The organism is Hydrogenophaga sp. PML113, from assembly GCF_001777155.1.
Taxonomy (GTDB): Bacteria; Pseudomonadota; Gammaproteobacteria; order Burkholderiales; family Burkholderiaceae_C; genus Hydrogenophaga; species Hydrogenophaga borbori.
Map to the genome: position 1 here is coordinate 193,924 of NZ_MIYM01000002.1, position 24,079 is coordinate 218,002.

Below are 24,079 nucleotides of genomic sequence, written 5' to 3' on the forward strand. Positions count from 1 at the left end.
ACAGCCCCATCCGCCCACCGCTTCACCGCATGAACATCCTCATCACCGGCGGCGCCGGTTTCCTGGGCAGCCGCCTCGCGCGCGAGCTGCTGCAACGCGGCCGGCTCGCCGGCCGCCCCATCGACAGCCTGATGCTGGCCGACCTGTTCGCGCCCAGCGATGCCGCGCTCACGCGCGACCCGCGCGTGCGGTCCCTGGCCGGCGACCTGATGGACAGCCTGCCCACCCTGTTCGCCCAGCGCTGGGACGCGGTCTTTCACCTCGCCTCGGCCGTGTCCGCCGAGTGCGAGGCCGACTTCGACCTCGGCCTGCGCGCCAACCTGGACACCACGCGCGCCCTGCTCGACGCCTGCCGCCGCCAGACCGCCGACGGCCACGCACCGGTCCTGTTTTTCTTCTCCAGTTCGGTCGCCGTCTACGGCAGCGACCCGGCCCTGCCCCTGCCCGCGGTGGTGGGCGACGACACCCTGCCCACGCCGCAGTCCAGCTACGGCGTCCACAAGTTCGTGTGCGAGCAGCTGGTGGCCGACTACACCCGCAAGGGCCACATCGACGGCCGCGCGGCACGCCTGATGACGGTCTCGGTGCGGCCCGGGCGGCCCAACGGCGCGGCCTCGGGCTTCCTGTCGGGCATGCTGCGCGAGCCCCTGGCCGGCCTGCCCAGCAACTGCCCCGTGCCGCTGGACACGCCCGTGGCGCTGTCCTCGCCGGCCACCACCGTGGCCGGCATCATCGCCGTGGCCGAGGCCAGCCGCGAGGCCTTCGGCGGGCGCACCGCCATCAACCTGCCGGCGCTGAGCCTGCGCGTGCGCGACATGCTGGACGCGCTCGGCGACTTCGCCGGCCCCGAGGCCGCCGCGCTCGTGGGCCATGAGCCCGACGCCGCCACCGCGCGCATCGTCGCCGGCTGGCCCGCGCGCTTCGACAGCCCGCGCGCCCGCGCCCTGGGCCTACAGGCAGACCCCGATTTCCATGCCGTCCTGCGCCAGTACGCTCAGGACCACCCCGATGCCGTGAAACCACCCGCGGCGCGCCCACGGCCGACACCCGCGCGCTGAGCCCTTTTGCCAGTGACCCACCCCAAGGAGACAAACGCATGAAAACAACGCTGCTCACCCCCCTGGCCATGGCCGCGCTGCTGGCGGCCGCCACCGGCGCCCAGGCGCAGACCGTGCTCAAGATCGGCTACGCCACCTCCCCCACCTCGCACTACGGCGTGGGCTCCACGGTGTTCTGCGAGGAAATGGAGAAAGGCACGCAAGGCCGCTACAAGTGCCAGCAGTTCCCCAACTCGGCCCTGGGCGGCGAACGCGAGCAGATCGAGGCCGTGCAGCTGGGCACGCAGGACCTGGTGAACACCTCCACCGGCCCGCTGGGCAACTTCGTGCCCGAGGTCAAGATCGTCGACATCCCCTTCCTCTTCCGTGACTACGACCACGCGCGCAAGGTGATGGACGGCCCCATCGGCCAGGACCTGAGCAAGAAGATGGAAGCCAAGGGCCTGGTCAACCTGGCCTGGACGGAGAACGGCTTTCGCCACATGACCAACAGCAAGCGGGCCATCAACCAGGCCAGCGACGCCGCCGGGCTGAAGATGCGCACCATGGAAAACAAGGTGCACATGGACGGCTACAAAACCTTCGGCATCCTGCCCACGCCCATGCCCTTCCCCGAGCTGTTCACCGCGCTGCAACAGGGCACGGTGGACGGCCAGGAGAACCCGATCCCGGTGATCCTGTCCTCCAAGTTCTCGCAAGTGCAGAAACACCTCTCGCTGACCGGCCACGTCTACTCGCCGGCCGCGCTGATCCTCTCGCCCGCCGTCTGGAACAAGCTCTCGGCCGCCGACAAGAAGGTCTTCCTGGAGGCTGGCAAGAAGGCCGCCGCCGCGCAGCGCAAGAAAGTCAACGACGACGAGAACACGGGCATCGCGCAGCTGGAGAAGGACGGCATGCAGGTCGTCAAGCAGGTCAACGGCGAGAGCTTCCGCAAGGCCGTGGCGCCCGCCTACCAGCAGTACGCCAAGGAATTCGGCGCCGACAAGATCGCCGCCATTCAAGCGGTGAAGTAGGTCCCCCCGCGCCGGCCCACTGGCGTGGGCCGTCACCCCCCAAGGGGCGATGCCTGCGGACCGGCACAGCCGGGTCCGCGGCACCCTCGCTTGGGTGGGCCCGCCCTCGAAGGTGCTCTCATGAAATCCCTCTTTCTGCGGCTGGACCGCGCGCTCACCGGCCTGTGCCTCACGCTCGCCTGCCTGCTGCTCGCGCTCATCTCCTGCCTGGGCCTGTGGCAGGTCACCAGCCGCTTCGTGCTCTCGCAGCCCTCCACCTGGACGGAGGAGGCCATGCGCCGCCTGCTCATCTGGATGGTGATGCTGGGCGTGGTGGCCGCGCTGCGCCACGGCGCGCTGGTCTCGGTGGACCTGATGCTGCGCCTGTCGCGCGGCGCCTGGCACCACGCCGTGCGCTGGATCATCACGCTGGTCAACCTGGGCTTTCTGGGCGTGATCCTCTGGTTCGGCATCGACCTGGTCACGCGCGTGCGCTTCCAGACCTTCGCCAGCATGGAGCTGTCCATGGCCTGGGCGTACGCCGCGCTGCCCGTGGGCGCCGCGCTGGGCGTGGTCGCGGTGATCGCGCACCACCTGGACCCGAAGAACGAAGAACTCGCCACGGCCCAATAAGGCCCAGACCCGCCGACCGCCGGACCGCGCCATGACCTTCACCCTGATCTTCACCATGCTGCTGGGCTTCGCGCTCAGCATCTCCATCGCGGTCGCCATCGGCGGCTCGGCCATGCTGGGCCTGGCGCTGTTCGACGGCGACAAGCTCATCCTGGTGCCCAAGGAGATGTTCAGCGCGATCGACAAATTCCCGCTCGCCGCCATTCCCTTCTTCATCCTCGCGGGCAACCTCATGGAGACCGGCGGCATCTCGCGCCGCCTGGTCAACTTCGCCAAATCGCTGGTGGGCGGCGTGCAGGGCGGCCTGCCCATGACCTGCGTGCTCACCTGCATGATCTTCGCCGCGGTCTCGGGCTCCTCGGTGGCGACCACCTTCGCCATCGGCTCCATCCTCATCCCCGCGCTCGTCAAACACGGCTATCCGGTGGGCTACGCGGCCTCGCTGCAGGCCACCTCGGCCGAGCTGGGCGTGGTCATCCCGCCCTCCATCCCCATGATCCTGTTCGGCGTGGCGGCCGAGGTGTCCATCGGCGAGCTGTTCATCGCCGGCGTGGTGCCGGGCCTGCTGATCGGCGGCACGCTGATGCTGTTCGTGCACCTGTGGTGCCGCTTCAAGGGCCTGGGCAAGAACGACGGCGACGGCCGCCTCACCGTGGGCCGCGCCACGCGGGAGGCCGGCTGGGCGCTGCTGATGCCGGTGATCATCCTGGGCGGCATCTACGGCGGCGTGTTCACGCCCACCGAGGCCTCGGTGGTGGCGGTGTTCTACGCCCTGCTGGTGGGCCTGGGCATCCACCGCGAGCTGGGCCTGAAAGACCTGATGCCGGTGCTGCGCAAGTCGGTCATCTCCAGCGCGGTGATCATGTTCATCATCGCCAACGCGGGCCTCTTCGCCTTCCTCATCACGCGCGCCGGCATCCCCGACGCGATCGGCCTGTGGCTCAAGGACGTGCTGCAGTCGCCCATGTGGTTCCTGCTCGGCGTGAACGCGGCGCTGTTCGTCATCGGCATGTTCATCGAGACGTCGGCGGCCATCATCGTGCTGGCGCCCATCCTGGTGCCGGTGGCCGTGCACTTCGGCGTCGACCCGGTGCACTTCGGCATGATCATGGTGGTCAACCTGGCCATGGGCATGATCACCCCGCCCTTCGGCGTGAACCTGTTCGCCGCGGCCACCGTGGCCAAGATCTCGCTCGACCGCATGGTCGCCCACCTGGTGCCCTTCGTGCTGGTGATCGTCGGTTGCCTGGCCATCATCACCTACTTCCCCTCGGTCTCGCTCACCCTGCGCGACCTCGTCTACCACAAGCCCGCCGCCGTGGCGCCGATCGGGCCCGCGCCCGCCATCGGCCCGCAGTGAAGGAACCCCCGCCATGGCCCTGCATTTCATCGACAACCGGTCCGTGCCCAGCGCCTCGGGCCAGTCCCTGCCCGTCATCGACCCCGCCGACGGCCAGCCCTACGACAGCATCGCGCGCGGCAACGCCGCCGACGTGGACGCGGCCGTGCAGGCCGCGCGGCGCTGCCTGGACGGCGCCTGGTCGCGCCTGACGGCGGCCGAGCGCGGGCGCCTGCTCATGAAGCTCAGCGCCGCCGTGGCCGCGCACGCCGACGAGCTGGCCGCCATCGAGCAGCGCGACTGCGGCAAGCCCACCCGGCAGGCCAAGGCCGACGCCCTGGCCCTGGTGCGCTACTTCGAGTTCTACGCTGGCGCGGGCGACAAGCTGCACGGCCACACCATCCCCTACCTGGATGGCTACAGCGTGCTCACCTGGCACGAGCCGCACGGCGTCACCGGTCACGTCATCCCCTGGAACTACCCGATGCAGATCTTCGGGCGCAGCGTGGGCGGCGCGCTCGCCGCGGGCAACGTCTGCGTGGTCAAGCCCTCGGAGGACGCCTGCCTGTCGCTGCTGCGCGTGGCCGAACTGGCGGCCGAGGTGGGCTTTCCGCCCGGCGCCATCAACATCGTCACCGGCTACGGCCATGAGGTGGGCGACGCGCTGGCGCGCCACCCCGGCGTGGACCACATCAGCTTCACCGGCAGCCCGCGCGTGGGCACGCTGATCCAGCAGGCCGCGGCCGAGCGCCACTGCCCGGTCACGCTGGAGCTGGGCGGCAAGGGACCGCAGATCGTCTTCGATGACGCCGACGTGGACGCGGCCCTGCCCTTCATCGTCAACGCCATCGTGCAGAACAGCGGCCAGACCTGCAGCGCCGGCTCGCGCCTGCTGGTGCAGCGCGGCCTGTACGAGCCGCTGCTGCAGCGCCTGGGCGAGGCCTTCACCGCCCTGCGCGCCGGCCCGCCCACCCTGGACCTGGACCTCGGCCCGCTGATCCGCCAGACCCAGCAGGAACGCGTGCGCGGCTTCCTGGACGAGGTGCGGCGCGACGGCCTGCCCATCGTCGCGCAGGGCCGCATCGACCCCGCCGCCGACGCCAACGGCTACTACGCCGCGCCCACCCTGGTGCGCGACGTGCCGCCCCAGCACCGGCTGGCGCAGGAAGAGGTCTTCGGCCCGGTGCTCGCGGCCATGCCGTTCGAGGACGAGGACGAGGCGGTGCGCCTGGCCAACGGCACGTCCTTCGGCCTGGTGGCCGGCGTGTGGACGCGCGACGGCGCGCGGCAGCTGCGCATGGCGCGGCGCGTAAAGGCCGGACAGGTGTTCATCAACAACTACGGCGCCGGCGGCGGCGTGGAACTGCCCTTCGGCGGCGTCAAGTCCAGCGGATATGGCCGCGAAAAGGGCTTCGAGGCCCTGCTGGGCTTCACCACCCTCAAGACCGTGGCCATCCGCCACGGCTGATTCAGCAAGACCACAGAGGCACATCCCATGCGAGTGAAAGACAAGTCCATCATCGTCACCGGCGCGGGTGGCGGCATCGGCGAGGGCATCGCCCACCGATTGGCCGAAGAAGGCGCGCGGGTCATCGTCAACGACGTCAACACCACCGGCGGCGAGCGCGTGGTCGCCGACATCACGGCCAAGGGCGGGCGCGCCACCTTCTTCGCCGCCGACGTCACGCGCTCCAGCGACATGAAGGCCCTGGTGCAGGCGGCCGTGCAGCGCCACGGCCGCCTCGACGCCATGGTCAACAACGCCGGCTGGACGCACAAGAACCAGCCCGCGCTGGACGTGAGCGAGGAAGAGTTCGACCGCTGCTACGCGGTCAACGTCAAGAGCATCTACCTCGCGGCCGTGCACGCGGTGCCCGTGTTCCGCGCCAACGGCGGCGGTGCCTTCATCAACATCGCCTCCACCGCTGGGGTGCGCCCGCGCCCCGGCCTCACCTGGTACAACGGCTCCAAGGGTGCGGTGATCACCACCAGCAAGTCGCTCGCGGCCGAGTTCGGGCCGGACAACATCCGCGTCAACTGCATCAACCCGGTGATGAACCCCTTCACCGGCCTGGGCACGGCCTTCGCGGGCGGCGAGCTCACCGACGAGCGACTGGCCAAGTTCCGCAGCACCATCCCGCTGGGGCGCTTCTCCACCCCCGAGGACGTGGCCAACGCCGTGCTCTACCTCGCCAGCGACGAAGCCGCGTTCATTTCCGGGGTTTGCCTGGAGGTGGACGGCGCCCGCTGCGTTTGAACCACAATCGGGGGATGTCCGAACGGGTCATCCCCCTCATCGACCAGCGCCTGCAGCGGCGCGCCGCCACGGTGCCGGCACAGCCCGTGGCCGCCACCGGCCTGCTGGGCGACGCCCTGGGCCGCCCGCTGCGCGACCTGCGCATCAGCGTGACGGATCGCTGCAACTTCCGCTGCAGCTACTGCATGCCGAAGGAAGTGTTCGACAAGGACTACCAGTACCTGCCGCACGGCGAGCTGCTCAGCTTCGAGGAAATCACCCGCGTGGCGCGCCTGTTCGCCGCGCACGGCGTGCAGAAAATCCGGCTCACCGGCGGCGAACCGCTGCTGCGCAAGAACCTGGAGATCCTGGTCGGCCAACTGGCCGCGCTGCGCACCACCGAAGGCCGGCCGCTGGACCTGACGCTCACCACCAACGGCTCGCTGCTCGCGCGCAAGGCCGCCGCGCTCAAGGCCGCCGGCCTGCAGCGCGTCACGGTCAGCCTCGACGGCCTGGACGACACCGTCTTCCGCGCCATGAACGACGTCGATTTCCCCGTGGCCGAGGTGCTCGCCGGCATCGAGGCCGCGCAGGCCGCGGGCCTGGGGCCGATCAAGGTCAACATGGTGGTCAAGCGCGGCACCAATCACGACCAGATCCTGCCGATGGCGCGCCACTTCAAGGGCACCGGCATCGTGCTGCGCTTCATCGAGTACATGGACGTGGGCGCCACCAACGGCTGGCGCATGGACGAGGTGCTGCCCAGCGCCGAGCTCATCGAGCGCATTCAGCGCGAGCTGCCCCTGGTGCCGCTGGACCCCACCGCCCCTGGCGAGACCGCCGAGCGCTGGGCCTACGCCGACGGCTCGGGCGAGATCGGCGCCATCAGCAGCGTGACGCAGGCCTTCTGCGGCGACTGCAACCGCGCCCGCCTGTCCACCGAGGGCCAGCTCTACCTCTGCCTGTTCGCCACCGAAGGCCACGACCTGCGCCACCTGATCCGCGGCGGTGCGAGCGACGCCGAGCTGGCCAGCGCCATCGGCGCCATCTGGCAAGGCCGCGACGACCGCTACTCGCAGCTGCGCGCCTCGCTGCCGCCCGAGCCCGGCGCCGGCAAGCGGCGCGTCGAGATGAGCTACATCGGTGGCTAAGCCTCACTTCCTCGAATGATCCATCCCAGAGAAATCACGGCACTGGTCCTGGCCGGCGGCCGGGGCTCGCGCATGGGCGGGGCCGACAAGGGCCTGCAGAAGTTCAATGGCACGCCGCTGGCGCTGCACGCGCTCATGCGCCTGCAGATGCAGGAGGGCGACCACATTGGCGAGCTGATGCTCAACGCCAACCGCAACCTCGGCGCCTACGAGGCCTTCGGCGTGCCGGTGTGGCCCGACACCCTGAGCGACTACGCGGGCCCGCTGGCCGGGTTTCTCACCGGCCTGGAGCGCGCCGAAACGCCCTACCTGCTGACGGTGCCTTGCGACACGCCGCGCTTCCCGCTGGACCTGGCGCGGCGCCTGGCCGCCGCCTTCGATGACCCGGCCACCGACATCGCCATGGCCAGCGCGCCCGAGAACGGCAGCGCGCCGCGCGCGCAGCCGGTGTTCAGCCTGTTGCGCGTGCAACTGCTGGAGAGCCTGGTGGCCTTCACGCAGGCCGGCGGCCGCAAGATCGACCGCTGGACCGAGCAGCACCACACCGTGCTCGTGCCCTTCGACCAAGCCGGCGACGACCCCCTGGCCTTCTTCAACACCAACACCCTGGACGAGCTGCACGCGCTGGAGCAGGGCCGCCCATGAAGACCATCGACCAGATCGCCGCCGAGCTGCAGGGCTACGACCCCCAGGCCCTGACCGCCGAGCGCGTCAATGCATTCCTCGCGCGGCTCGTCGAGCCGATCACCGACACCGAGGACGTCGGCATCTTCGAGGCCCTGGGCCGCGTGCTGGCCGAGGACGTGGTCTCGCCCATCAGCGTGCCGCCCCACGACAACTCCGCCATGGACGGCTTTGCCTTCGATGGCGCGGCGCTGGGTTCGTCGCCGCTGGTGCTGCGCTGCCAGGGCACGGCCTTCGCGGGCAAGGCCTGGGCGCACCCCGTGGGCGCGGGCGAGTGCCTGAAGATCATGACCGGCGCCATCATGCCGGCGGGCCTGGACACGGTGGTGCCGATCGAATTCGTCCGGGTCGATGGCGACACGGTCACCATTCCGCCCGGCGTGGTCAAACCCGGCGACAACCGCCGCTTCATAGGCGAAGACCTGATGGCGGGCCAGCCCGCGCTGCGCCGTGGCCAGGTGCTGGGCCCCGCCGCGCTGGGCCTGGTGGCCAGCCTGGGCCTGCCCACGGTGCGCGTGCGGCGCCGCGCGCGCGTGGCCTATTTCTCCACCGGCGACGAGATCCTGAGCCTGGGCGAGGCCCCGCGCGAAGGCGCGGTCTACGACAGCAATCGCTACACCGTGTTCGGCCTGCTCACGCGCCTGGGCGTGGAGGTGATCGACATGGGCGTGGTCCCCGACCGGCCCGCCCGCCTGGAGGCCGCCTTCCGCGACGCCGCCGCGCGCGCCGACGCCGTCATCACCAGCGGCGGCGTCAGCATGGGCGAGGCCGACCACACCAAGGCCATGATGAAACAGCTCGGCGACGTGGCCTTCTGGCGCATCGCCATGCGCCCGGGCCGCCCGATGGCGGTGGGCCGCATCACCGACGGCGCCAAGTCCGCGGTGCTGTTTGGCTTGCCGGGCAACCCGGTGGCCGTGATGGTGACCTTCCTGGCCTTCGTGCGCCCGGCCCTGCAGCGCCTCATGGGCGCGGACGTGGCGCCACCGGTGCTGCTGCAGGCCAGGAGCGGCGAGGCCATGCGCAAGAAGCCCGGCCGCACCGAGTACCAGCGCGGCACCGTCGAGCGCGCGGCCGACGGCACGCTGGTGGCCCGCACCACCGGCAACCAGGGCTCGGGCGTGCTCAGCTCCATGGTCCAGGCCAATGGGCTGATCGTGCTGCGGCACGACCAGGGCAACGTGGCCGTGGGCGACACCGTCGAGGTGATGGTCTTCGACGGGGCGATCTGAGGGCTCGGGCGGCGAGGCCCGCTCCCCCTGGGCCCGGCATCGGCCATGCGGCCGAACGCGGAACGAATGGCGACCCGCGGCGACTGAAGCGGCATTGTCAGCATCGATTCCACGGACCGATATGAGACATTGCCCTGCCCCACCCGACGCCGCCCCCCTCGAGCAGCCCCCAGGGGACGCCAGCGACCCCGGCGAGGCCGGCGTCCCATCGCTCGACGAAGCCACCCGGGTGGTCAAGGGGTTCATGGACCGGCTCACCGCCGACCAGCAAGCGGACAAGGCCCTCTGCATGGACCGCGGGCAATGCGCATGGGAGGAACCGATGTCCCTGCGGCGGCTGCTCGACTGCGGGTTCAGCCTCAAGAAGTACCGGCAGACCCGCCAGGCGGCCAGGCAAGCGGCCAGCCTCCGGTTCCAGACCGCCTGCCGCGTACTGGCCGAGGAGCACCCCTTCCTGCTGGTCCGGAACATGGCCTACAAGCTGCTTGCACGAATTCCCGCGCAGGACGTGCGCAGCGGCAAGGCGCTGCGCAGCGCGGCGCGGGACCTGCAGGCCGCGCTCAGCGTGTCCGAGGTCCCCGAGGCAGGCGGGGCGGCCGAGCGGCGCGCCACACCGGTGCCCGACGCCGTGGGCGTGCCCCTGTAACCGCGGCTACTTGGCGGGTATCGCCCCGGCGTGATCGCCACCCGCCTCGTCGTGCATCACCGGGTGCGCCGACTCGCCCGACTGGCGGCGCGAGAGCAGCGTGTACATGGTCGGCACCACGAAGATGGTGAGCAGCGTGCCCACCGACATGCCGCCCACGATCACCCAGCCGATCTGCTGGCGGCTTTCGGCGCCCGCGCCGGTGGCCAGGGCCAGCGGGATCGCGCCCAGCACCATGGCGCCCGTGGTCATCATGATGGGCCGCAGGCGCAGGCCGGCCGCCTGCTTCACCGCGTCCAGCTTCTCCAGCCCCTGCTCGCGCAGCTGGTTGGAGAACTCCACGATCAGGATGCCGTGCTTGGTGATCAAGCCCACCAGTGTGATCAGGCCGATCTGGCTGAACACGTTCAGCGTGCCCCCTGAGAGCTTGAGCGCCAGCAGCGCGCCCATCATCGACAGCGGCACCGACAGCATGATGATGAAGGGATCGACGAAGCTCTCGAACTGCGCCGACAGCACCAGGTAGATGAACAGCAACGACAGCACGAACACCAGCGCCAGCGAGCCCGAGGCGTTGCGGAACTCGCGGCTCTGGCCGTTCAGGTCGGTGGCGTAGCCCGCAGGCAATATCTCGCGCGCCGTCTGTTCCATGAACTGCAGGGCTTCGCCAAGCGAATAGTCGGGCGCCACGTTGGCCGTGATCGAGGCGCTGCGGCGTTGGCCGAAGTGGTTCAGTTCGCGCGGCACCACCACCTCACGCGTGCTGATCAGCGAGGCGAGCGGGATCATCGCGTCGCCGCGCCCGCGCACGAACAGCCGGTCGATGTCCTCGGGCGTGCTGCGGTTGGCCGAGACGGTCTGCACCACCACGTCGTACTGTTCGCCGTCGCGCTTGTAGCGCGTGACCGTGCGCCCGCCCAGCATGGTTTCCACCGTTCGCGCGATGGCGTCCACGCTCACCCCCATGTCGGCCGCGCGCTCGCGGTCCACGTCCATGCGGATCTCGGGCTTGTTCAGGCGCAGGTCGGTGTCGACCTGCACCAGGCCCGGGTTCTGCGCCATGCGGTCCTGGAACTGGCGCACCACGGCCGAGAGGTTTTCGTAGGTGTCGTTGGTGACGATGACGAAGTTGAGCGGCCGCTCGCGAAAGCCCTGGCCCAGCGAGGGCGGCGTGATCGGGTAAGCGCTGATGCCAGGCAGCGCCGCCATGCGCGGCGCCAGCGCGCGCGCGATCTCCATGGTGCTGCGGTCACGCTCCTCCCAGGCCTTGCCGCGCATGGTCACGCTGCCCTGCGCCACCGAGGGGTTGCCCACCACCGCGAAGATGCGGTCGAACTCCGGCTGTTCCCTGGCCATCTTCTCGATCGCGTCCACGTAGCGGCGCGTGTAGGCCAGGGTGGCGCCGTCGGGCCCGTTGATGTTGGCCAACACCACGCCGCGGTCTTCCATGGGCGCCAGCTCCGAGCGCGTGGTGCTCAGCAGCCACCAGCTCGCGCCAGCGCTGGCGAGCATCACGCCCACCACCAGCCAGCGCACCTGCAGCGACAGGCCCAGCAGGCGGTCGTAGCCCTGGTTGATGCGCACCAGAACACGCTCCATGAAGCGGTCGAAGCGGCCGGGTTGGTCCACGTGGCGCAGCAGCTTGGAGCACATCATGGGCGAAAGCGTGAGCGCCACGAAGCCCGAGACCACCACCGCACCCGCCAACGCCAGCGCGAACTCGGCGAACAGCCGCCCGGTGCGCCCCGGCGTGAAGGCCAGCGGCGCGTACACCGCCGCCAGCGTGAGCGTCATGGCCACGATGGCGAAACCGATCTCGCGCGCGCCCTTGATCGCCGCGTCGAAGGGTTTCATGCCCTCCTCGATGTGGCGGTAGATGTTCTCCAGCATCACGATGGCGTCGTCCACCACCAGTCCGATGGCCAGCACCAGCGCCAGCAGCGTGAGCGTGTTGATGGAGAAGCCGAACAAGCCCATCAGCGCGAAGGAGCCGATCAGGCTGACCGGGATGGTGATCAGCGGAATGACCGAGGCGCGCAGCGTGCGCAGGAACAGGAAGATCACCAGCGCCACCAGCACCACCGCTTCGGCGATGGTGGTGTAGACCGCCTTGATGGAGCGGTCGATGAAGATGGAGTTGTCGTTGGCGACCTCGATGCTCACGCCCTTGGGCAGTTCGGCGGTGATGCTGGGCAGCATGTTCTGCACCGCGGCCGACAGCTCCAGCGGGTTGGCCGTGGCCTGTCGAATCACGCCCAGCGACACGGCGTCGCGGCCGTTGTAGCGCACCGAGGTGCGCTCGTCCTGGGGCGCCTGCTCCACGCGCGCCACATCGCCGATGCGGATGGTCTGGCCCTTGACCGTGCGGATGCCGATGGCGCGGAACTGCTCGGGTGTCTGCACGTCGGTGGCGGCCGTCACGTTGAACTCGCGCTGCGAGCTCTCGATGCGCCCGGCCGGCACCTCCAGATTGGAGCGGCGCAGCGCGTCCTCCACGTCCTGCACGGTCAGGTTGTAGGCGGCCAGGCGGTCCGGGTCGAGCCAGATGCGCATGGAGAAGCGCCGCTCGCCCCAGATGCGCACGTCGGCCGCGCCGGGCGCCGTCTGCAGGCGCGGCTTGATGAGGCGGTTGGCCACGTCGCTGAGGTCCAGGGCCGACACCGTGTCGGAGTTGAGCGCGAGCCAGATGACGGGCGTGGCGTCGGCCTCGACCTTGGCGATGGTGGGCTCGTCGACGTCGTCGGGCAGTCGCTGGCGCACGCGGCTGACCTTGTCGCGCACGTCGGCGGCGGCGGAGTCGGGGTCGCGCTCGAGCTTGAAGCGCACCGTGATCTGGCTCTGCTCCTGCCGGCTGATGGAGGTGATGATGTCCACCCCCTCGATGCCGGCGAGCGAGTCTTCCAGCACCTTGGTGACCTGGGACTCGATCACCTCGCTGGAGGCGCCACCGAAGCGGGTGGTGACGGTGACGGTGGGCTCGTCGATGCGCGGGTACTCGCGCACGGTGAGGTTGTTGAACGAGACCAGGCCCACCAGCAGGATGAGCAGCGACAGCACGGTGGCGAACACCGGCCGGCGGATGGCGACTTCGGGCAGTTGCATGCGGGCCTCCGGTGCGGGCGCGCGGCGGCGTCAGTTGGCGGCGGCGGCGCGGGCCGCCAGGTCCACCACGCGCACCACGGTGCCGTCGCGCTGCAGGCGCTGCTGGCCGGCCACCACCACGGTGTCGCCGGGCTTCAGGCCCTGGGTGATCTGCACGTCGGCGCCGCGGCGCACGCCCAGCTCCACCTCGACGCGGCGCGAGGTGCGCTTGCGCGCGTCGCCCTGTCCCTGCTCGTCGATCACGTAGACGTACTGGCGGCCGCCCTGGGGCACCAGGGCCTCCTCGGGCACCACCAGCGCGTTCTCATTCACCGAAAACACGATCAGCACGCGCGCGAACATGCCGGGGCGCAGCGCCTGGCTGGGGGAGGACGGCATCTCGGCGCGCACCGCGATGGAGCGGCCGTTGGCGTCCAGCAGCGGATCGACCGCGAGCACACGCGCCTGGTAGCGATGGCCGGGCAGCGCGTCGAGCTGCACCTGCACGGACTGGCCCGGGGCGATGCGGTTCTGGTAGCGCTCGGGCAGGCGGAAGTCCACGGTCAGTTGGGAGGTGTCTTCCAGGTTGACGAGCGGATCGCCGTCCTTCACGTACTGGCCCAGGTTGATGCTGCGCAGGCCCAGCGTGCCGTCGAAGGGCGCGGTGATGCGCATGCGCTGCAGCCGGGCCTGGGCCAGGTCCACCTGGGCCTCGGCCACCTGCAGGGCGGCGCGGCTTTCGTCCACCACGCGCGCGGCCACGAAGCTCTGGGCCAGCAGCTCCTCATTGCGCTTGAGGTTGGCGCGCGCGATGGACAGCTGGGCCTGGGCCTGGCTCAGCTCGGCGCGCTGCAGCGTGTCGTCGAGCTGCACCAGCAATTGGCCGCGCTTGACGCCCTGGCCGTCCTTGAAGGCAATGCGGGCGACGCGGCCCGCCGTTTCGGGCTTGAGGGTGACGGCCTGGCGCGAGTTCAGCGAGCCCACGGCCTGGGCGTCGTCCTGCAGGCGCGCCTGCTTGACGGCGGCGATCTCCACGCTGACCGGACCGGCGCCGCCGGGCGCGCGGGGCGCGGGGGCCGCACCCGCCGAGCCGGACACGCCCGAGGCGCGCGGCTGCTGCTGCCACCACCAGGCACCGCCCAGCGCCAGCGCCAGGCCCAGCACCGCCAGCCAGACCGTTGATTTGGGTTTCGCCATGAAGTCTCCGCTCGAATACTGCCGTTGGCCCTGTCGCCGTGGGGAAACAGTTTCCATGCCAACAATCTTCACATTGTGCAGTCCACGCCAGAAGCGGCGCAACCAAGGGGCACCGCTGAACCGGCTGTGCCGGGCTGCAGGTGCCGCCCCCCTTGGGGGGTCGCGCGAAGCGCGGCGGGGGGGCTTTCTAGTTCGGCACGCCCCGGTTGGCCAGCGCGTCGGCGCGCTCGTTGCCGGCGTGGCCGGCGTGGCCCTTGACCCAGTGCCACTCGACGCGGTGCGGCCCGCCGTGCACCAGGGCGTCGAGGCGCTGCCACAGATCGGCGTTCTTGACGGGCTGCTTGCTCGCCGTCACCCAGCCCTTCTTCTTCCAGCCGTGGATCCATTCGGTGATGCCCTTGCGCACGTACTCGCTGTCCAGGTGCAGCGACACCTGGCAGGGCCGCTTCAGGGCGGACAGAGCCTGGATGACGGCCATGAGTTCCATGCGGTTGTTGGTGGTGTCGCGCTCGCCGCCCCACAACTCCTTCTCATGCCCGCCGGATTTCAAGTAAACGCCCCAGCCGCCGGGGCCGGGATTGCCCTTGCAGGCGCCATCGGTGTAGATCACCACGTGGTCCAAAGAATGCTCCATCCAAAGAAAAAAATGCCCGATGGCCGTGCCCGCCGCGGCGCGGCGGCGAGTGCCTCAGCGCCGCTGCCGGTTGGCCAGCGGCACCGGCGCCGTGGCCGGCAGGCGGCGCGGCTTCCAGGCCGGGCCCAGCAGGCGCATGCCGCGCACCCGCTTGACCGCGGTGGTGACGTGCACCGCACCGAAGATGGGCCACCAGCGCGCGCCGGCGCGGTCCATCCAGCGCAGGCGGTGCAGCCATTTGTCGGTGCGCACCGCCGGGCGGTAGCAGCCGCAGTGCTGGGCCTCGACCTCGAAGCTCAGCAGCCGCAGCCAATCGCGCAGGCGGCCCGGCCCGATGAACTCGCCCGCGTCGGGCAGGTACGGGCGCGTGCCCCGGCCCAGCCGCTGCATGGCGCGCGCACGCGCCTGGCGCATGCCCCACAGGCTCGCGGGATTGAAGCCGGTGAGCACCACCCGCCCCTCGGGCACCAGCACGCGCTCCACCTCCCGCAGCACCTGGTGCGGGTCGGCGCTGAGCTCCAGCGTGTGCGGCAGCACCACCAGGTCGAGGCTGGCTTCGGGAAACGGCAGGGCCGCGGCGTCGGTGACCAGGGCCACGCGCGCGCCGTCGATGGTGGGCGCATCGCCCTCGGGCAAGGCCAGCCAGCGCTGCGGCATGCGGTTGGCGCGCAGCGCGTCGAGCTCGGGCACGCCAAGCTGCAAGGCATGAAAACCGAACACATCGGCCACCGCCAGGTCGAACCGGTCCTGCTCCCAGGCCAGCAGGTACCTGCCAGGCGGGGTCGCGAACCATTCGGTCAACCCTATAATTTTTTCGGTCATCGGCGCGGGGGCGTATTCACAGTGCCCGCACTCTACACGCCCCCTCCCCCGCGCCCACCGCAGCCCCCATGCAGCTCCTGCCCATCCCCGCCTTCACCGACAACTACATCTGGCTGCTGCACGACGGCCGCCGCGCGCTGGTGGTCGACCCAGGCGAGGCCTCGGGCGTGCTGGCCACGCTGAAGGACCTGGGCCTGGCGCTCGACACCATCCTCATCACGCACCACCACGCCGACCACACCGGCGGCGTGGCCGCCCTGCGCGAGGCCACGGGCGCCCAGGTCATCGGCCCCGTCCACGAGCCCATGCCCGAGCCGCTGCGCCGCGTGGGCGGGGGCGAGCGGGTCACGGCGCTGGGCCTGGCCTTCGACGTGATCGACGTGCCGGGCCACACCAGCGGCCACATCGCGTACTACACCCCCGAACTCGACGGCCTGCCCCTGCTGTTCTGCGGCGACACGCTGTTCTCGGGCGGCTGCGGCCGCCTGTTCGAAGGCACTCCCGCGCAAATGCACCGCTCGCTGGACCGCCTGGCGGCCCTGCCGGGCGCCACCCGCGTGTGCTGCACGCATGAGTACACCCTCTCCAACCTGAAATTCGCGCAGGCGGTGGAACCCGGCAACGCCGAGCTCGCGGCCTATGCGCGGCACTGCCAGCAGCAGCGCGCGCGCAACCAGCCCACCCTGCCCAGCTCCATCGATCTGGAGCGGCGCATCAACCCGTTTCTGCGCACCGCGGAACCCGAGGTGGTGGCCGCGGCTCAGCAACAGGCACCCGGCCTCTCGGCCGATCCGGTGGCCGTGTTCGCCACGCTGCGCGAATGGAAGAACGTTTTCCGATGACCCCTTGTCTTGCCCCGGCGCTCGCGCGCCTGCGTGGCGGTGCCCGGCGCCTGGCGCTGGCCCTCGCCGTCCCCGTGGCGCTGGCTGGCTGCGCCAGCACCGTCGCCGTCAACGCCCCGGACTCGCCCGCCGCCAACGCGCCCGCCGGCGACCCCGCCTCCAGCACGCGCGGCGGCCCGGCCGTTCGCCTGCCCGGCAACGTGCCGCTAAGCGACCTCGCCGTCGCGCCGATGGACGCGCCCACCGTGACCTCGCTGGCCGCGCCCGCCGACCTGTGGGAGCGCATCCGCCGCGGCCTGGCCCTGCCCGACCTGAACGACGAGCTGGTGCGCCAGCACGAGCAGTGGTACCTCTCGCGCCCCGACTACATCCAGCGCATGACCGAGCGCTCCAGCCGCTACCTCTTCCACATCGTTGAGGAGATCGAGGCGCGTGGCCTGCCCATGGAGCTGGCGCTGCTGCCCTTCATCGAAAGCGCCTTCAACCCGCAGGCCGTGTCCAGCGCGCGCGCCGCCGGCATGTGGCAGTTCATGCCCGCCACCGGCGCCTCCTTCGACCTGAAGCAGAACGCCTTCCGCGACGACCGGCGCGACGTGCTGGCCTCCACCCGCGCCGCGCTCGACTACCTGGAGCAGCTCCACGCGCGCTTCGGCGACTGGCACCTCGCGCTGGCCGCCTACAACTGGGGCCAGGGCAACGTCAGCCGCGCCATCACGCGCAACCAGCGCGCGGGCCTGCCCACGGGCTACGGCGACCTCATCATGCCCGCCGAGACGCGCCACTACGTGCCCAAGCTGCAGGCGGTGAAAAACATCGTGGCCAATCCGGCGCGCTACTCGGCCACCCTGCCCGACATCGGCAACCACCCCTTCTTCGACACCGTCGCCATCGAGCGCGACATGGACGTGGCCGTGATCGCGCGCCTGGCCGAGGTCGAGGAGGCCGACGTGCGCGCGCTCAACCCGTCCCTCAAGCAGCCGGTGGTGATGGCCGCCGGCACGCCCCAGGTGCTGCTGCCCTGGGACAACGCGGTGATCTTCCAACGCAAGCTGCAGGCCTACAGCGGCCCGCTGGCGAGCTGGACCGCCTGGGTGGTGCCCAGCACCATGACGGTGGCACAGGCGGCTGAGCGCGTGGGCATGAGCGAAGCCGAACTGCGCAAGGCCAATGCCATTCCGCCGCGCATGCGGCTGCGCGCGGGCTCCAGCCTCATCGTGCCGCGCAACGGCAAGCTGGACCGCGACGTGCCCGCCCACGTGGCCGACAACGGCACCCTTAGCCTGCAGCCCGAAGTGACCACGCGCCGCGTGGTGGTGAAGGCGCGCAAGGGCGAAAACGTGGCCCGCCTGGCGCGGCGCTATGGCCTGAGCGCGGCGAGCGTGGCCGAATGGAACCGCCTCTCGGTGGGCAGTTCGCTCAAGACCGGCCAGCGCGTGACCCTGCACCTGCCGCAGCGGGCCAAGGCCAGCGGCACCGCCACGGCGCGCACCACCAAGGCGGCCAAGCCGCGCGCCAGCGCCACCCGCTCGGCGTCGGCGAAGAAGGCAATGGTCAAGAAGCCGGCCAGCGCCAGCAAGTCTTCGTCTGGCAAAACCCGCTCGGCCAGTTCGGGTTCCAGCAAGACCGCGCGCAAATGAAACGGCGCGGCGCGCGGGCGGGCCTCAGGCCCTGAAGCGCGCTTTCGCCTTCTGCGCGAAGGCGTTCGTGAAATGCCGCGCCACCTCGGCCGGTGCCAGCAGCGTTCCCTCCCCCACGCGGTTCATGGCCTCGGGACCGCCGCGCGGCATCAGGCCATCGGCCGTCCAGGCGTCGCGCGAGCGCTCCACCGTGGCCAGGTAGATCGCCCGGTCGCCCTGTAAGTGGCTCTCGGGCACGGTCTTGATGAGGTCCGAGGGACCGGCCGTCTGCAGCCATTTGAGCGCGTGCACCACGGCGTCGGTCAGCGCCTGCGTCACGCGCGGGTACTGCGCCAGGAACTCGGCCGGCGCGCTCAGGCAGCCCACCGGCACGGGCCCGCCGAACACCTCGGTGGTGCCGCCCAGGCTGCGCGTGTCCACCGCCACGCGCAGCTCGCCCAACTGCTCGAGCAGCGTCATCATGGGATCGGCGTGGCACAGCGCGTCCAGTTGCCCGCCGCGAAACGCCAGCAGCGCCGCCCCGGGGCTGGGCTGGTGCAGCACCTGCACCTCATCCTCCCTCACCTGTTCGCGCTGCAGGAACGCCGTGAGCACGCTGCGGGCCAGCGGGTCCTTGGCGTGCAGGCCGATGCGCCGCCCGCGCAGATCGGCCGGACCGCGAAACCCCGGCACCGTCTTGTGCGACACGCCCAGCACCACCTGCGGCGCGCGGCCCTGCACCACGAAGCTCTGCCAGCCCAGGGCGTGCGCCGGGGGCGCGATCAGCTGCGCGAAGGGCACACACGCCACGTGCGCCGCCTTGGCCTGCACCGCCGCCATGGCCTGGCCCAGGTCGGGAAACTCGCGCAGCTCCACGTCCAGGCCTTCCTCACGGAAGAAGTGCCGCTGTTCGGCCACCGTGAGCGGCAGGTTGCCCAAGCCGGTGCGCGGCTCCAGCGCGATCACGATGCGGGTGTCCACCAGCTTGGGCGGCCAGGGGGCCGGACGCGGGGTGGGCGGAGTGGCCCCGGCCGGGCCCGCACCGGCGGCCAGCGCCAGCCCCGCCATGGCGGCGCTCCACTGGCGGCGGTTCAGGGGACCCATGCGCCGAGATTAGGGGGGCGAGACGCGCCCGCCATCCGGGCGAGTCCTGAGCGGGTTTACACCGACCCGCGGGGCGGGAACTTCAGCGCCGATCGACCAGGGCGTGCGCGATGGTGCCCAGGTCGACGTACTCGAGCTCGCTGCCCACCGGCACGCCGCGCGCCAGGCGCGTGACCTGCAGGCCCCGGTCCTTCAGCGCCTGCGCGATGACGTGCGCGGTGGTCTCGCCCTCGGCGGTGAAGTTGGTGGCCAGGATCACTTCGCGCACCGGCACCTCGGCGGCGGGGTCGTCCACGCGGTCGAACAGCTTGTCCAGGCCGATGTCGCGCGGGCCCACGCCGTCGAGCGGGCTGAGCTTGCCCATGAGCACGAAGTACAGGCCTTTGTAGGCCCCCGTGCGTTCCATGGCGGCCTGGTCGGCCGGCGTTTCCACCACGCAGAGCTGGCTGCGGTCACGCCGCGGGTCGCGGCAGGTGGCGCAGACCTCGTCTTCGGTGAAGGTGTGGCAGAGCGCGCAGTGGCGCACCTCGCTCACCGCCGCCTGCAGGGCACCCGCCAGCAGCTGCGCACCCTCGCGGTCGTGCTGCAGCAGGTGAAAGGCCATGCGCTGCGCCGACTTCACGCCCACGCCGGGCAGGCGCCGCAGCGCCTGCACCAGGTTCTCCAGGGAATGGTTGTCGGCCACCGGGCGCGGGATCAGAAGGGGAACTTCATGCCCGGCGGCAGGCCCGGCATGCCGGCGGTGAGCTTGCCCATCTTCTCGTTGGAGGTCTCCTCGGCCTTGCGCACAGCGGCGTTGAAGGCCGCGGCCACCAGGTCTTCGAGCATGTCCTTGTCGTCGGCGAGCAGGCTGGGGTCGATGGTGATCCGCTTGACGTCGTGCTTGCAGGTCATGACCACCTTGACCAGGCCGGCGCCGGATTCGCCCGTGACCTCGACGTGGGCGAGTTCTTCCTGAGCCTTCTTGAGGTTGTCCTGCATGGCCTGGGCCTGCTTCATGAGGCCGGCGAGTTGTCCTTTGTTGAACATGGCAATCCTTGGGGTTGATCGGGGAACACCGCGGAACCGCCCTTTGTCATGTTCAGGACGGGCCGCTGGTGTGCCCCTCGGAGGGGGTCGCGCGAAGCGCGGCGGGGGTGATTCAGCTTATCGCCTTGAGCGAGCCGGGCACGATTGTGCCGCCGAAGTCGCGCATCATGGCCTGCACGAAGGGGTCGCCGAGGATCTGCTGCTCGGCCTCGCGCTGGCGGCGCTCGGCCTCGGCGGTGGCGCGCCGCGCGGGCGAATCGGTGACCACGCCGTTCTCCAGCGCGAGTTCGACCGTGTGCCCCGAGGCGTGCAGCGCGGCCATGAGCCGTTCGCGGTTGCTGCCCTGGGCCAGGGTTTCGCGTTCGATGCGCAGCAGCCAGCGCGGACCGTCGCGCGACACCAGCTGCGACTGCAGCGCGAGCTCGCGCGTGAGCGCCGTGATGGCGCCGCTGTCCGCGAGTTGCTGCACCAGCCCGGTCCAGAAATCGCCCTCGGGCGTGGGCTGCAATGGCGCGGCGGCGGGCCGGGGTTGGTCGAGCCGGCCCGGCGAGCCCGGGTCGCGCACGGGGATGCGCACCACCGGCGCGGCCGTGGGGGCCGGTGCCGCGGGTGACCGGGCCGCCGTGGGCGCCGGCACAGGATCCCAGGGCGGCAGGTCCTCGTCGGGCTCGGGCCAGGGGGCCTCGTCATCGGGCGGTCCATCGAAGGCGGCGGGCTCGGGCAACGGCGGCGCGGCGATCGGCGCCTGGGCCCTGGGCGCCACCGGCGCGGGGGCCTGCGGTGGCGCGACGGGAGCGGGCCGCACGCCCGGTTCACCAGCGACCGGCGCCAGCACGGGCGCAACGGGCACCGGGCGCGGTGGCGCGGCCACGGGCGCAGCCGGCATGGCGGGCGCCGCCGTAGCGACCGGCGCAGCCGGCGCTGGCCGGGCCTCAGCCGGCCTCAGAGTTTTTTTTTCCGCCGCGCCCGAAGGTTTGAAGGCGAGCAGGCGCAGCAGCACCATGGTCAAGGCCGCGTACTCGTCGGGCGCCAGGCCCAGTTCGGTGCGGCCGTGCAGGCACAGGCTGTAGAGCAGTTGCGTCTCATCGGCCGGCAGGGCCTCGGCCAGGCGCGCGATCTCGGGCGTGTCGGGGTCGTCGTCGGTGGTGGCCGACTCGGGCACGCTCTGCAACACCGCCATGCGCTGCAGCAGGCCGGTCATCTCCTCCAGCGTGGACGCCGCGCTCAGGCCGTTCACGCGCAGCGTGTTCACGGTGTCCACCACGGCCGCGCCGTCGGTGCGCGCCAGCGCGTCGATGAGGCGCAGCACGTGGCTGCGGTCGACCGCGCCGAGCATCTGGCGCACCGGCGCCTCCAGCAGCTGGCCGCCACCGAAGGCGATGGCCTGGTCGGTGAGCGACAGCGCGTCGCGCATGGAGCCACGCGCCGCGCGCGACAGCAGCCGCAGCGCCTGCGGCTCGGCGTTCACGCCCTCGGCCTGCAGCACCTGCTGCAGGTGTTCGGCCACGGTTTCGGGCGCCATGGGACGCAGGTTGAACTGCAGGCAGCGCGACAGCACCGTCACCGGCACCTTCTGCGGGTCGGTGGTGGCGAGCACGAACTTGAGGTACTCGGGCGGCTCTTCCAGCGTCTTCAACATCGCATTGAACGCGGTGTTGGTGAGCATGTGGACCTCGTCGATCATGAAGACCTTGAAGCGGCCCTGCACCGGCTTGTAGACCGCCTGCTCCAGCAGCGATTGCACCTCGTCCACGCCCCGGTTGGAGGCGGCGTCGAGCTCGGTGTAGTCGACGAAGCGGCCGGCGTCGATGTCGGTGCAGGCCTGGCACACGCCACAGGGCTCGGCGGTGATGCCGCCCTGCCCGTCGGGCCCGGTGCAGTTGAGCGACTTGGCCAGGATGCGCGACACCGTGGTCTTGCCCACACCGCGCGTGCCCGTGAACAGGTAGGCGTGGTGCAGGCGCTGGCTGGTGAGCGCGTTGGCGAGGGCCTGCACCACGTGGCCCTGGCCCACCATCTCGCGGAAATTGCGCGGCCGGTACTTGCGGGCGAGGACGACGTAGGACATCGGGCGATTCTATGCGTCGGGGTACCCGTGCCCGGGAGGCGGTCATGCCCCGTCGCCTACAATCGCGGGTGACGGGCCTTCCCGCATGGTGAAGCGGCCAACCGGGTCAGGTGGGGAACCAAGCAGCCCTAACTGTGGAGCCAGTGCCGGGGTCAAGGCTCGTCACCTTATTTCTTTTTCCATGCCCTCGCGCGATCCCTCTTCCATCGCCAGCTGGCACGCCCACGTCTACTTCGACGCCGCCACGCGCGACGCGGCCTGGGCCTTGCGGGAATTGATCGCCAGCGATCTGGCCGAGCGGGTGCAGATCGGCCGCTTCCACGAGAGGCCCGTTGGGCCACACCCCATGTGGTCGTACCAACTGGCCTTTGAGGCCGACCAGTTTTCGCCTGTGACCAGTTGGCTCGCACTCAACCACGGGGCGCTCGATGTGTTCATCCACCCCAACACCGGCGACGAACTGGGCGACCACCGCGACAGCGCCTTGTGGCTGGGCCGGTCGTATGCGCTGGATCTGAGCGCCTTGAGCGACTGAATTGAGCGACCGAACCGCGCCCGCCAAGCGGCGGGAGGCGGCTTGGCGATTCATCCGCCCCAAACACAACGGGAGATGCCGACAGCATCTCCCGTTGAGGTGGATCGCGATGGCTGGTGCACCGCGCGTCAGTGCGACCTCACAGCCTCGCCTTCGCGAGCTCGTTGTACAGCTTCATGAACCGGTTGGCTTCCGTGGGCGGCACGCGGACCAGGAAGGGCGTGTTCCACAGCAGATGGTGAAGCGCCTCGGTGCGAGAGCCGAATGTGATGCCATGGAACCCGTTCAAGGCTTGGATCGAACGCCCCCCCTTGGCCAGTTTTTCCGTCACACCCGTCGTGATGAACGTCAGCAGGTCCGACACCGGTTGGCCCGCGGATGACTGCGCCTTGAAAGGGTTCCCGCCGCCATACGTCTGACGCGCATAGGCGGTCACGGCGGCGTCGAGCTCCGGCGCCGTCTTGACCTGCGCTTTGCGCCACTTGTCGTATTGCTTCTGCAGTTCGTGAGGCAGCGCCGGTTGGAATGCCGGCACGGGCTCATCGGCGTCGAGTACCGCGAGAGGGCCTTCGCTGGCAGCGACAGGGTCAGACGTCAGCTTCTCCTGAGCCCGCCGAATCAGGTTCTTGCCGAACCCGGTGTCACTCAAGAACCGATCTTTCGCTTTACGCTCTTCTCTATACCGCTGGAGGGCATCGCTGGAGGGGTCGGCCAGCGTGCGCACCGCAGCGCGAATCTCGGGTGTCAATTCGTACGGGCCGCTGCCAACCGCTGGTTTCGCCACCAATTCCGCCGCCTCGCGCACAGAAGGATTTGGGTGAAACAGGCTCTCAATCCCCAGGTCGCGGAAGAACTTCTGCGTGTTCCCGATGGCAATCGGACCGCCTTCCTTCTTGCCCTTGAACCAGGGGGGCGGCATCGTCGACAACACCTTGACGCCTAGCCCCTTGAAGATGAAGGCCTGTGTCGCCTTGGGATTGCGGCTCAGCACCTTATCCACCTTTTGGGCGGTGGCACTACCCTTGTCGACGGGCACCTGCGGCGCTGCCATGGGAGTCGATGAACGCTTGATGGCGGTGGGTTGGGTCATCGAAGGGCTTTCACGAAGGAGGGAGATGAGGGCAATTGGCAACCCCGGATGGCCGGGGCCTGCGCTGAGTAACGGGCCCCAGGGCAAAGT

22 protein-coding genes and 1 other RNA gene are annotated in these 24,079 nt (G+C 70.5%); 14 read left to right on the forward strand and 9 right to left on the reverse strand.

The window, feature by feature from the left end; genetic code table 11:
• Nucleotides 1–29 precede the first annotated feature (29 nt).
• From denD to BHU06_RS04570, 10 genes are all read left to right on the forward strand, one after another.
• Complete coding sequence (gene denD / locus BHU06_RS04525) at nucleotides 30–1,058, forward strand: D-erythronate dehydrogenase (RefSeq protein WP_070397958.1); 1,029 nt, start codon at nucleotides 30–32, stop codon at nucleotides 1,056–1,058.
• Between the two features lie 68 nt (nucleotides 1,059–1,126).
• Complete coding sequence (locus BHU06_RS04530) at nucleotides 1,127–2,071, forward strand: TRAP transporter substrate-binding protein (RefSeq protein WP_239478330.1); 945 nt, start codon at nucleotides 1,127–1,129, stop codon at nucleotides 2,069–2,071.
• Nucleotides 2,072–2,191: 120 nt separating this feature from the next.
• Nucleotides 2,192–2,683 (forward strand): TRAP transporter small permease, encoded by a 492-nt coding sequence (locus BHU06_RS04535; protein WP_070397960.1) that lies wholly within the window; start codon nucleotides 2,192–2,194, stop codon nucleotides 2,681–2,683.
• 31 nt (nucleotides 2,684–2,714) lie between these two features.
• On the forward strand, nucleotides 2,715–4,043 hold the full coding sequence (locus tag BHU06_RS04540) for a TRAP transporter large permease (RefSeq protein WP_070397961.1): 1,329 nt from the start codon (nucleotides 2,715–2,717) through the stop codon (nucleotides 4,041–4,043).
• 13 nt (nucleotides 4,044–4,056) lie between these two features.
• Entirely contained in the window at nucleotides 4,057–5,490 is a 1,434-nt protein-coding gene (locus BHU06_RS04545; protein ID WP_070397962.1) for an aldehyde dehydrogenase family protein, read from the forward strand.
• A gap of 27 nt (nucleotides 5,491–5,517) precedes the next feature.
• Nucleotides 5,518–6,279: an SDR family oxidoreductase gene (locus BHU06_RS04550; RefSeq protein ID WP_070397963.1), complete on the forward strand. Its 762-nt coding sequence runs from the start codon at nucleotides 5,518–5,520 to the stop codon at nucleotides 6,277–6,279.
• 14 nt (nucleotides 6,280–6,293) lie between these two features.
• Nucleotides 6,294–7,409: a GTP 3',8-cyclase MoaA gene (gene moaA / locus BHU06_RS04555; RefSeq protein ID WP_070397964.1), complete on the forward strand. Its 1,116-nt coding sequence runs from the start codon at nucleotides 6,294–6,296 to the stop codon at nucleotides 7,407–7,409.
• A 15-nt stretch (nucleotides 7,410–7,424) separates the two neighbouring features.
• Nucleotides 7,425–8,054, forward strand: coding sequence for a molybdenum cofactor guanylyltransferase MobA (mobA, locus tag BHU06_RS04560; RefSeq protein WP_070397965.1), 630 nt, complete (start codon nucleotides 7,425–7,427; stop codon nucleotides 8,052–8,054).
• Nucleotides 8,051–9,325 carry a gephyrin-like molybdotransferase Glp gene (gene glp, locus BHU06_RS04565; RefSeq protein WP_070397966.1) on the forward strand — a complete coding sequence of 425 codons (1,275 nt, stop codon included), beginning with the start codon at nucleotides 8,051–8,053 and terminating at the stop codon, nucleotides 9,323–9,325. Before mobA ends, glp begins: the two co-directional genes overlap by 4 nt.
• Before the next feature lie 121 nt (nucleotides 9,326–9,446).
• A complete protein-coding gene (locus tag BHU06_RS04570; RefSeq protein ID WP_070397967.1) occupies nucleotides 9,447–9,971 on the forward strand; it encodes a hypothetical protein in 525 nt (174 codons plus the stop codon).
• Between the two features lie 6 nt (nucleotides 9,972–9,977).
• Here BHU06_RS04570 and BHU06_RS04575 read toward each other — a convergent pair whose 3' ends face one another.
• From BHU06_RS04575 to BHU06_RS04590, 4 genes are all read right to left on the reverse strand, one after another.
• On the reverse strand, nucleotides 9,978–13,073 hold the full coding sequence (locus tag BHU06_RS04575; protein ID WP_070397968.1) for an efflux RND transporter permease subunit: 3,096 nt from the start codon (nucleotides 13,071–13,073) through the stop codon (nucleotides 9,978–9,980).
• Between the two features lie 30 nt (nucleotides 13,074–13,103).
• Nucleotides 13,104–14,249, reverse strand: a complete 1,146-nt coding sequence (locus BHU06_RS04580) for an efflux RND transporter periplasmic adaptor subunit (protein ID WP_070397969.1) — start codon at nucleotides 14,247–14,249, stop codon at nucleotides 13,104–13,106.
• Between the two features lie 187 nt (nucleotides 14,250–14,436).
• Nucleotides 14,437–14,871, reverse strand: a complete 435-nt coding sequence (gene rnhA, locus BHU06_RS04585; RefSeq protein WP_070397970.1) for a ribonuclease HI — start codon at nucleotides 14,869–14,871, stop codon at nucleotides 14,437–14,439.
• Nucleotides 14,872–14,937: 66 nt separating this feature from the next.
• Complete coding sequence (locus BHU06_RS04590; protein ID WP_175442794.1) at nucleotides 14,938–15,705, reverse strand: class I SAM-dependent methyltransferase; 768 nt, start codon at nucleotides 15,703–15,705, stop codon at nucleotides 14,938–14,940.
• A 68-nt stretch (nucleotides 15,706–15,773) separates the two neighbouring features.
• Between BHU06_RS04590 and gloB the strand changes: the two genes are divergently transcribed.
• Both gloB and BHU06_RS04600 read left to right on the forward strand, forming a co-directional pair.
• Nucleotides 15,774–16,547, forward strand: coding sequence for a hydroxyacylglutathione hydrolase (gene gloB / locus BHU06_RS04595; RefSeq protein ID WP_070397972.1), 774 nt, complete (start codon nucleotides 15,774–15,776; stop codon nucleotides 16,545–16,547).
• Nucleotides 16,544–18,184, forward strand: coding sequence for a transglycosylase SLT domain-containing protein (locus tag BHU06_RS04600; RefSeq protein WP_070397973.1), 1,641 nt, complete (start codon nucleotides 16,544–16,546; stop codon nucleotides 18,182–18,184). Before gloB ends, BHU06_RS04600 begins: the two co-directional genes overlap by 4 nt.
• 24 nt (nucleotides 18,185–18,208) lie before the next feature.
• On the opposite strand, the gene BHU06_RS04605 is transcribed toward BHU06_RS04600, so the two are convergent.
• From BHU06_RS04605 to dnaX, 4 genes are all read right to left on the reverse strand, one after another.
• A complete protein-coding gene (locus BHU06_RS04605) occupies nucleotides 18,209–19,267 on the reverse strand; it encodes an ABC transporter substrate-binding protein (RefSeq protein ID WP_070397974.1) in 1,059 nt (352 codons plus the stop codon).
• Between the two features lie 82 nt (nucleotides 19,268–19,349).
• Nucleotides 19,350–19,952, reverse strand: coding sequence for a recombination mediator RecR (recR, locus tag BHU06_RS04610; protein WP_070397975.1), 603 nt, complete (start codon nucleotides 19,950–19,952; stop codon nucleotides 19,350–19,352).
• 11 nt (nucleotides 19,953–19,963) lie between these two features.
• Nucleotides 19,964–20,296, reverse strand: a complete 333-nt coding sequence (locus BHU06_RS04615; protein WP_070397976.1) for a YbaB/EbfC family nucleoid-associated protein — start codon at nucleotides 20,294–20,296, stop codon at nucleotides 19,964–19,966.
• Between the two features lie 112 nt (nucleotides 20,297–20,408).
• The gene (dnaX, locus tag BHU06_RS04620; protein ID WP_070397977.1) at nucleotides 20,409–22,364 is read right to left on the reverse strand and encodes a DNA polymerase III subunit gamma/tau; all 1,956 of its coding nucleotides are present in this window, start codon (nucleotides 22,362–22,364) and stop codon (nucleotides 20,409–20,411) included.
• Nucleotides 22,365–22,434: 70 nt separating this feature from the next.
• On the opposite strand from dnaX, the gene ffs reads away from it, so the two are divergent.
• Both ffs and BHU06_RS04630 read left to right on the forward strand, forming a co-directional pair.
• Nucleotides 22,435–22,531, forward strand: an RNA gene (gene ffs / locus BHU06_RS04625) — signal recognition particle sRNA small type.
• A gap of 14 nt (nucleotides 22,532–22,545) precedes the next feature.
• On the forward strand, nucleotides 22,546–22,899 hold the full coding sequence (locus BHU06_RS04630; protein ID WP_070397978.1) for a DOPA 4,5-dioxygenase family protein: 354 nt from the start codon (nucleotides 22,546–22,548) through the stop codon (nucleotides 22,897–22,899).
• A 139-nt stretch (nucleotides 22,900–23,038) separates the two neighbouring features.
• Here the strand turns inward: BHU06_RS04630 and BHU06_RS04635 are convergent, their stop codons facing one another.
• Entirely contained in the window at nucleotides 23,039–23,989 is a 951-nt protein-coding gene (locus tag BHU06_RS04635) for a hypothetical protein (RefSeq protein ID WP_139146948.1), read from the reverse strand.
• Nucleotides 23,990–24,079: the final 90 nt, after the last annotated feature.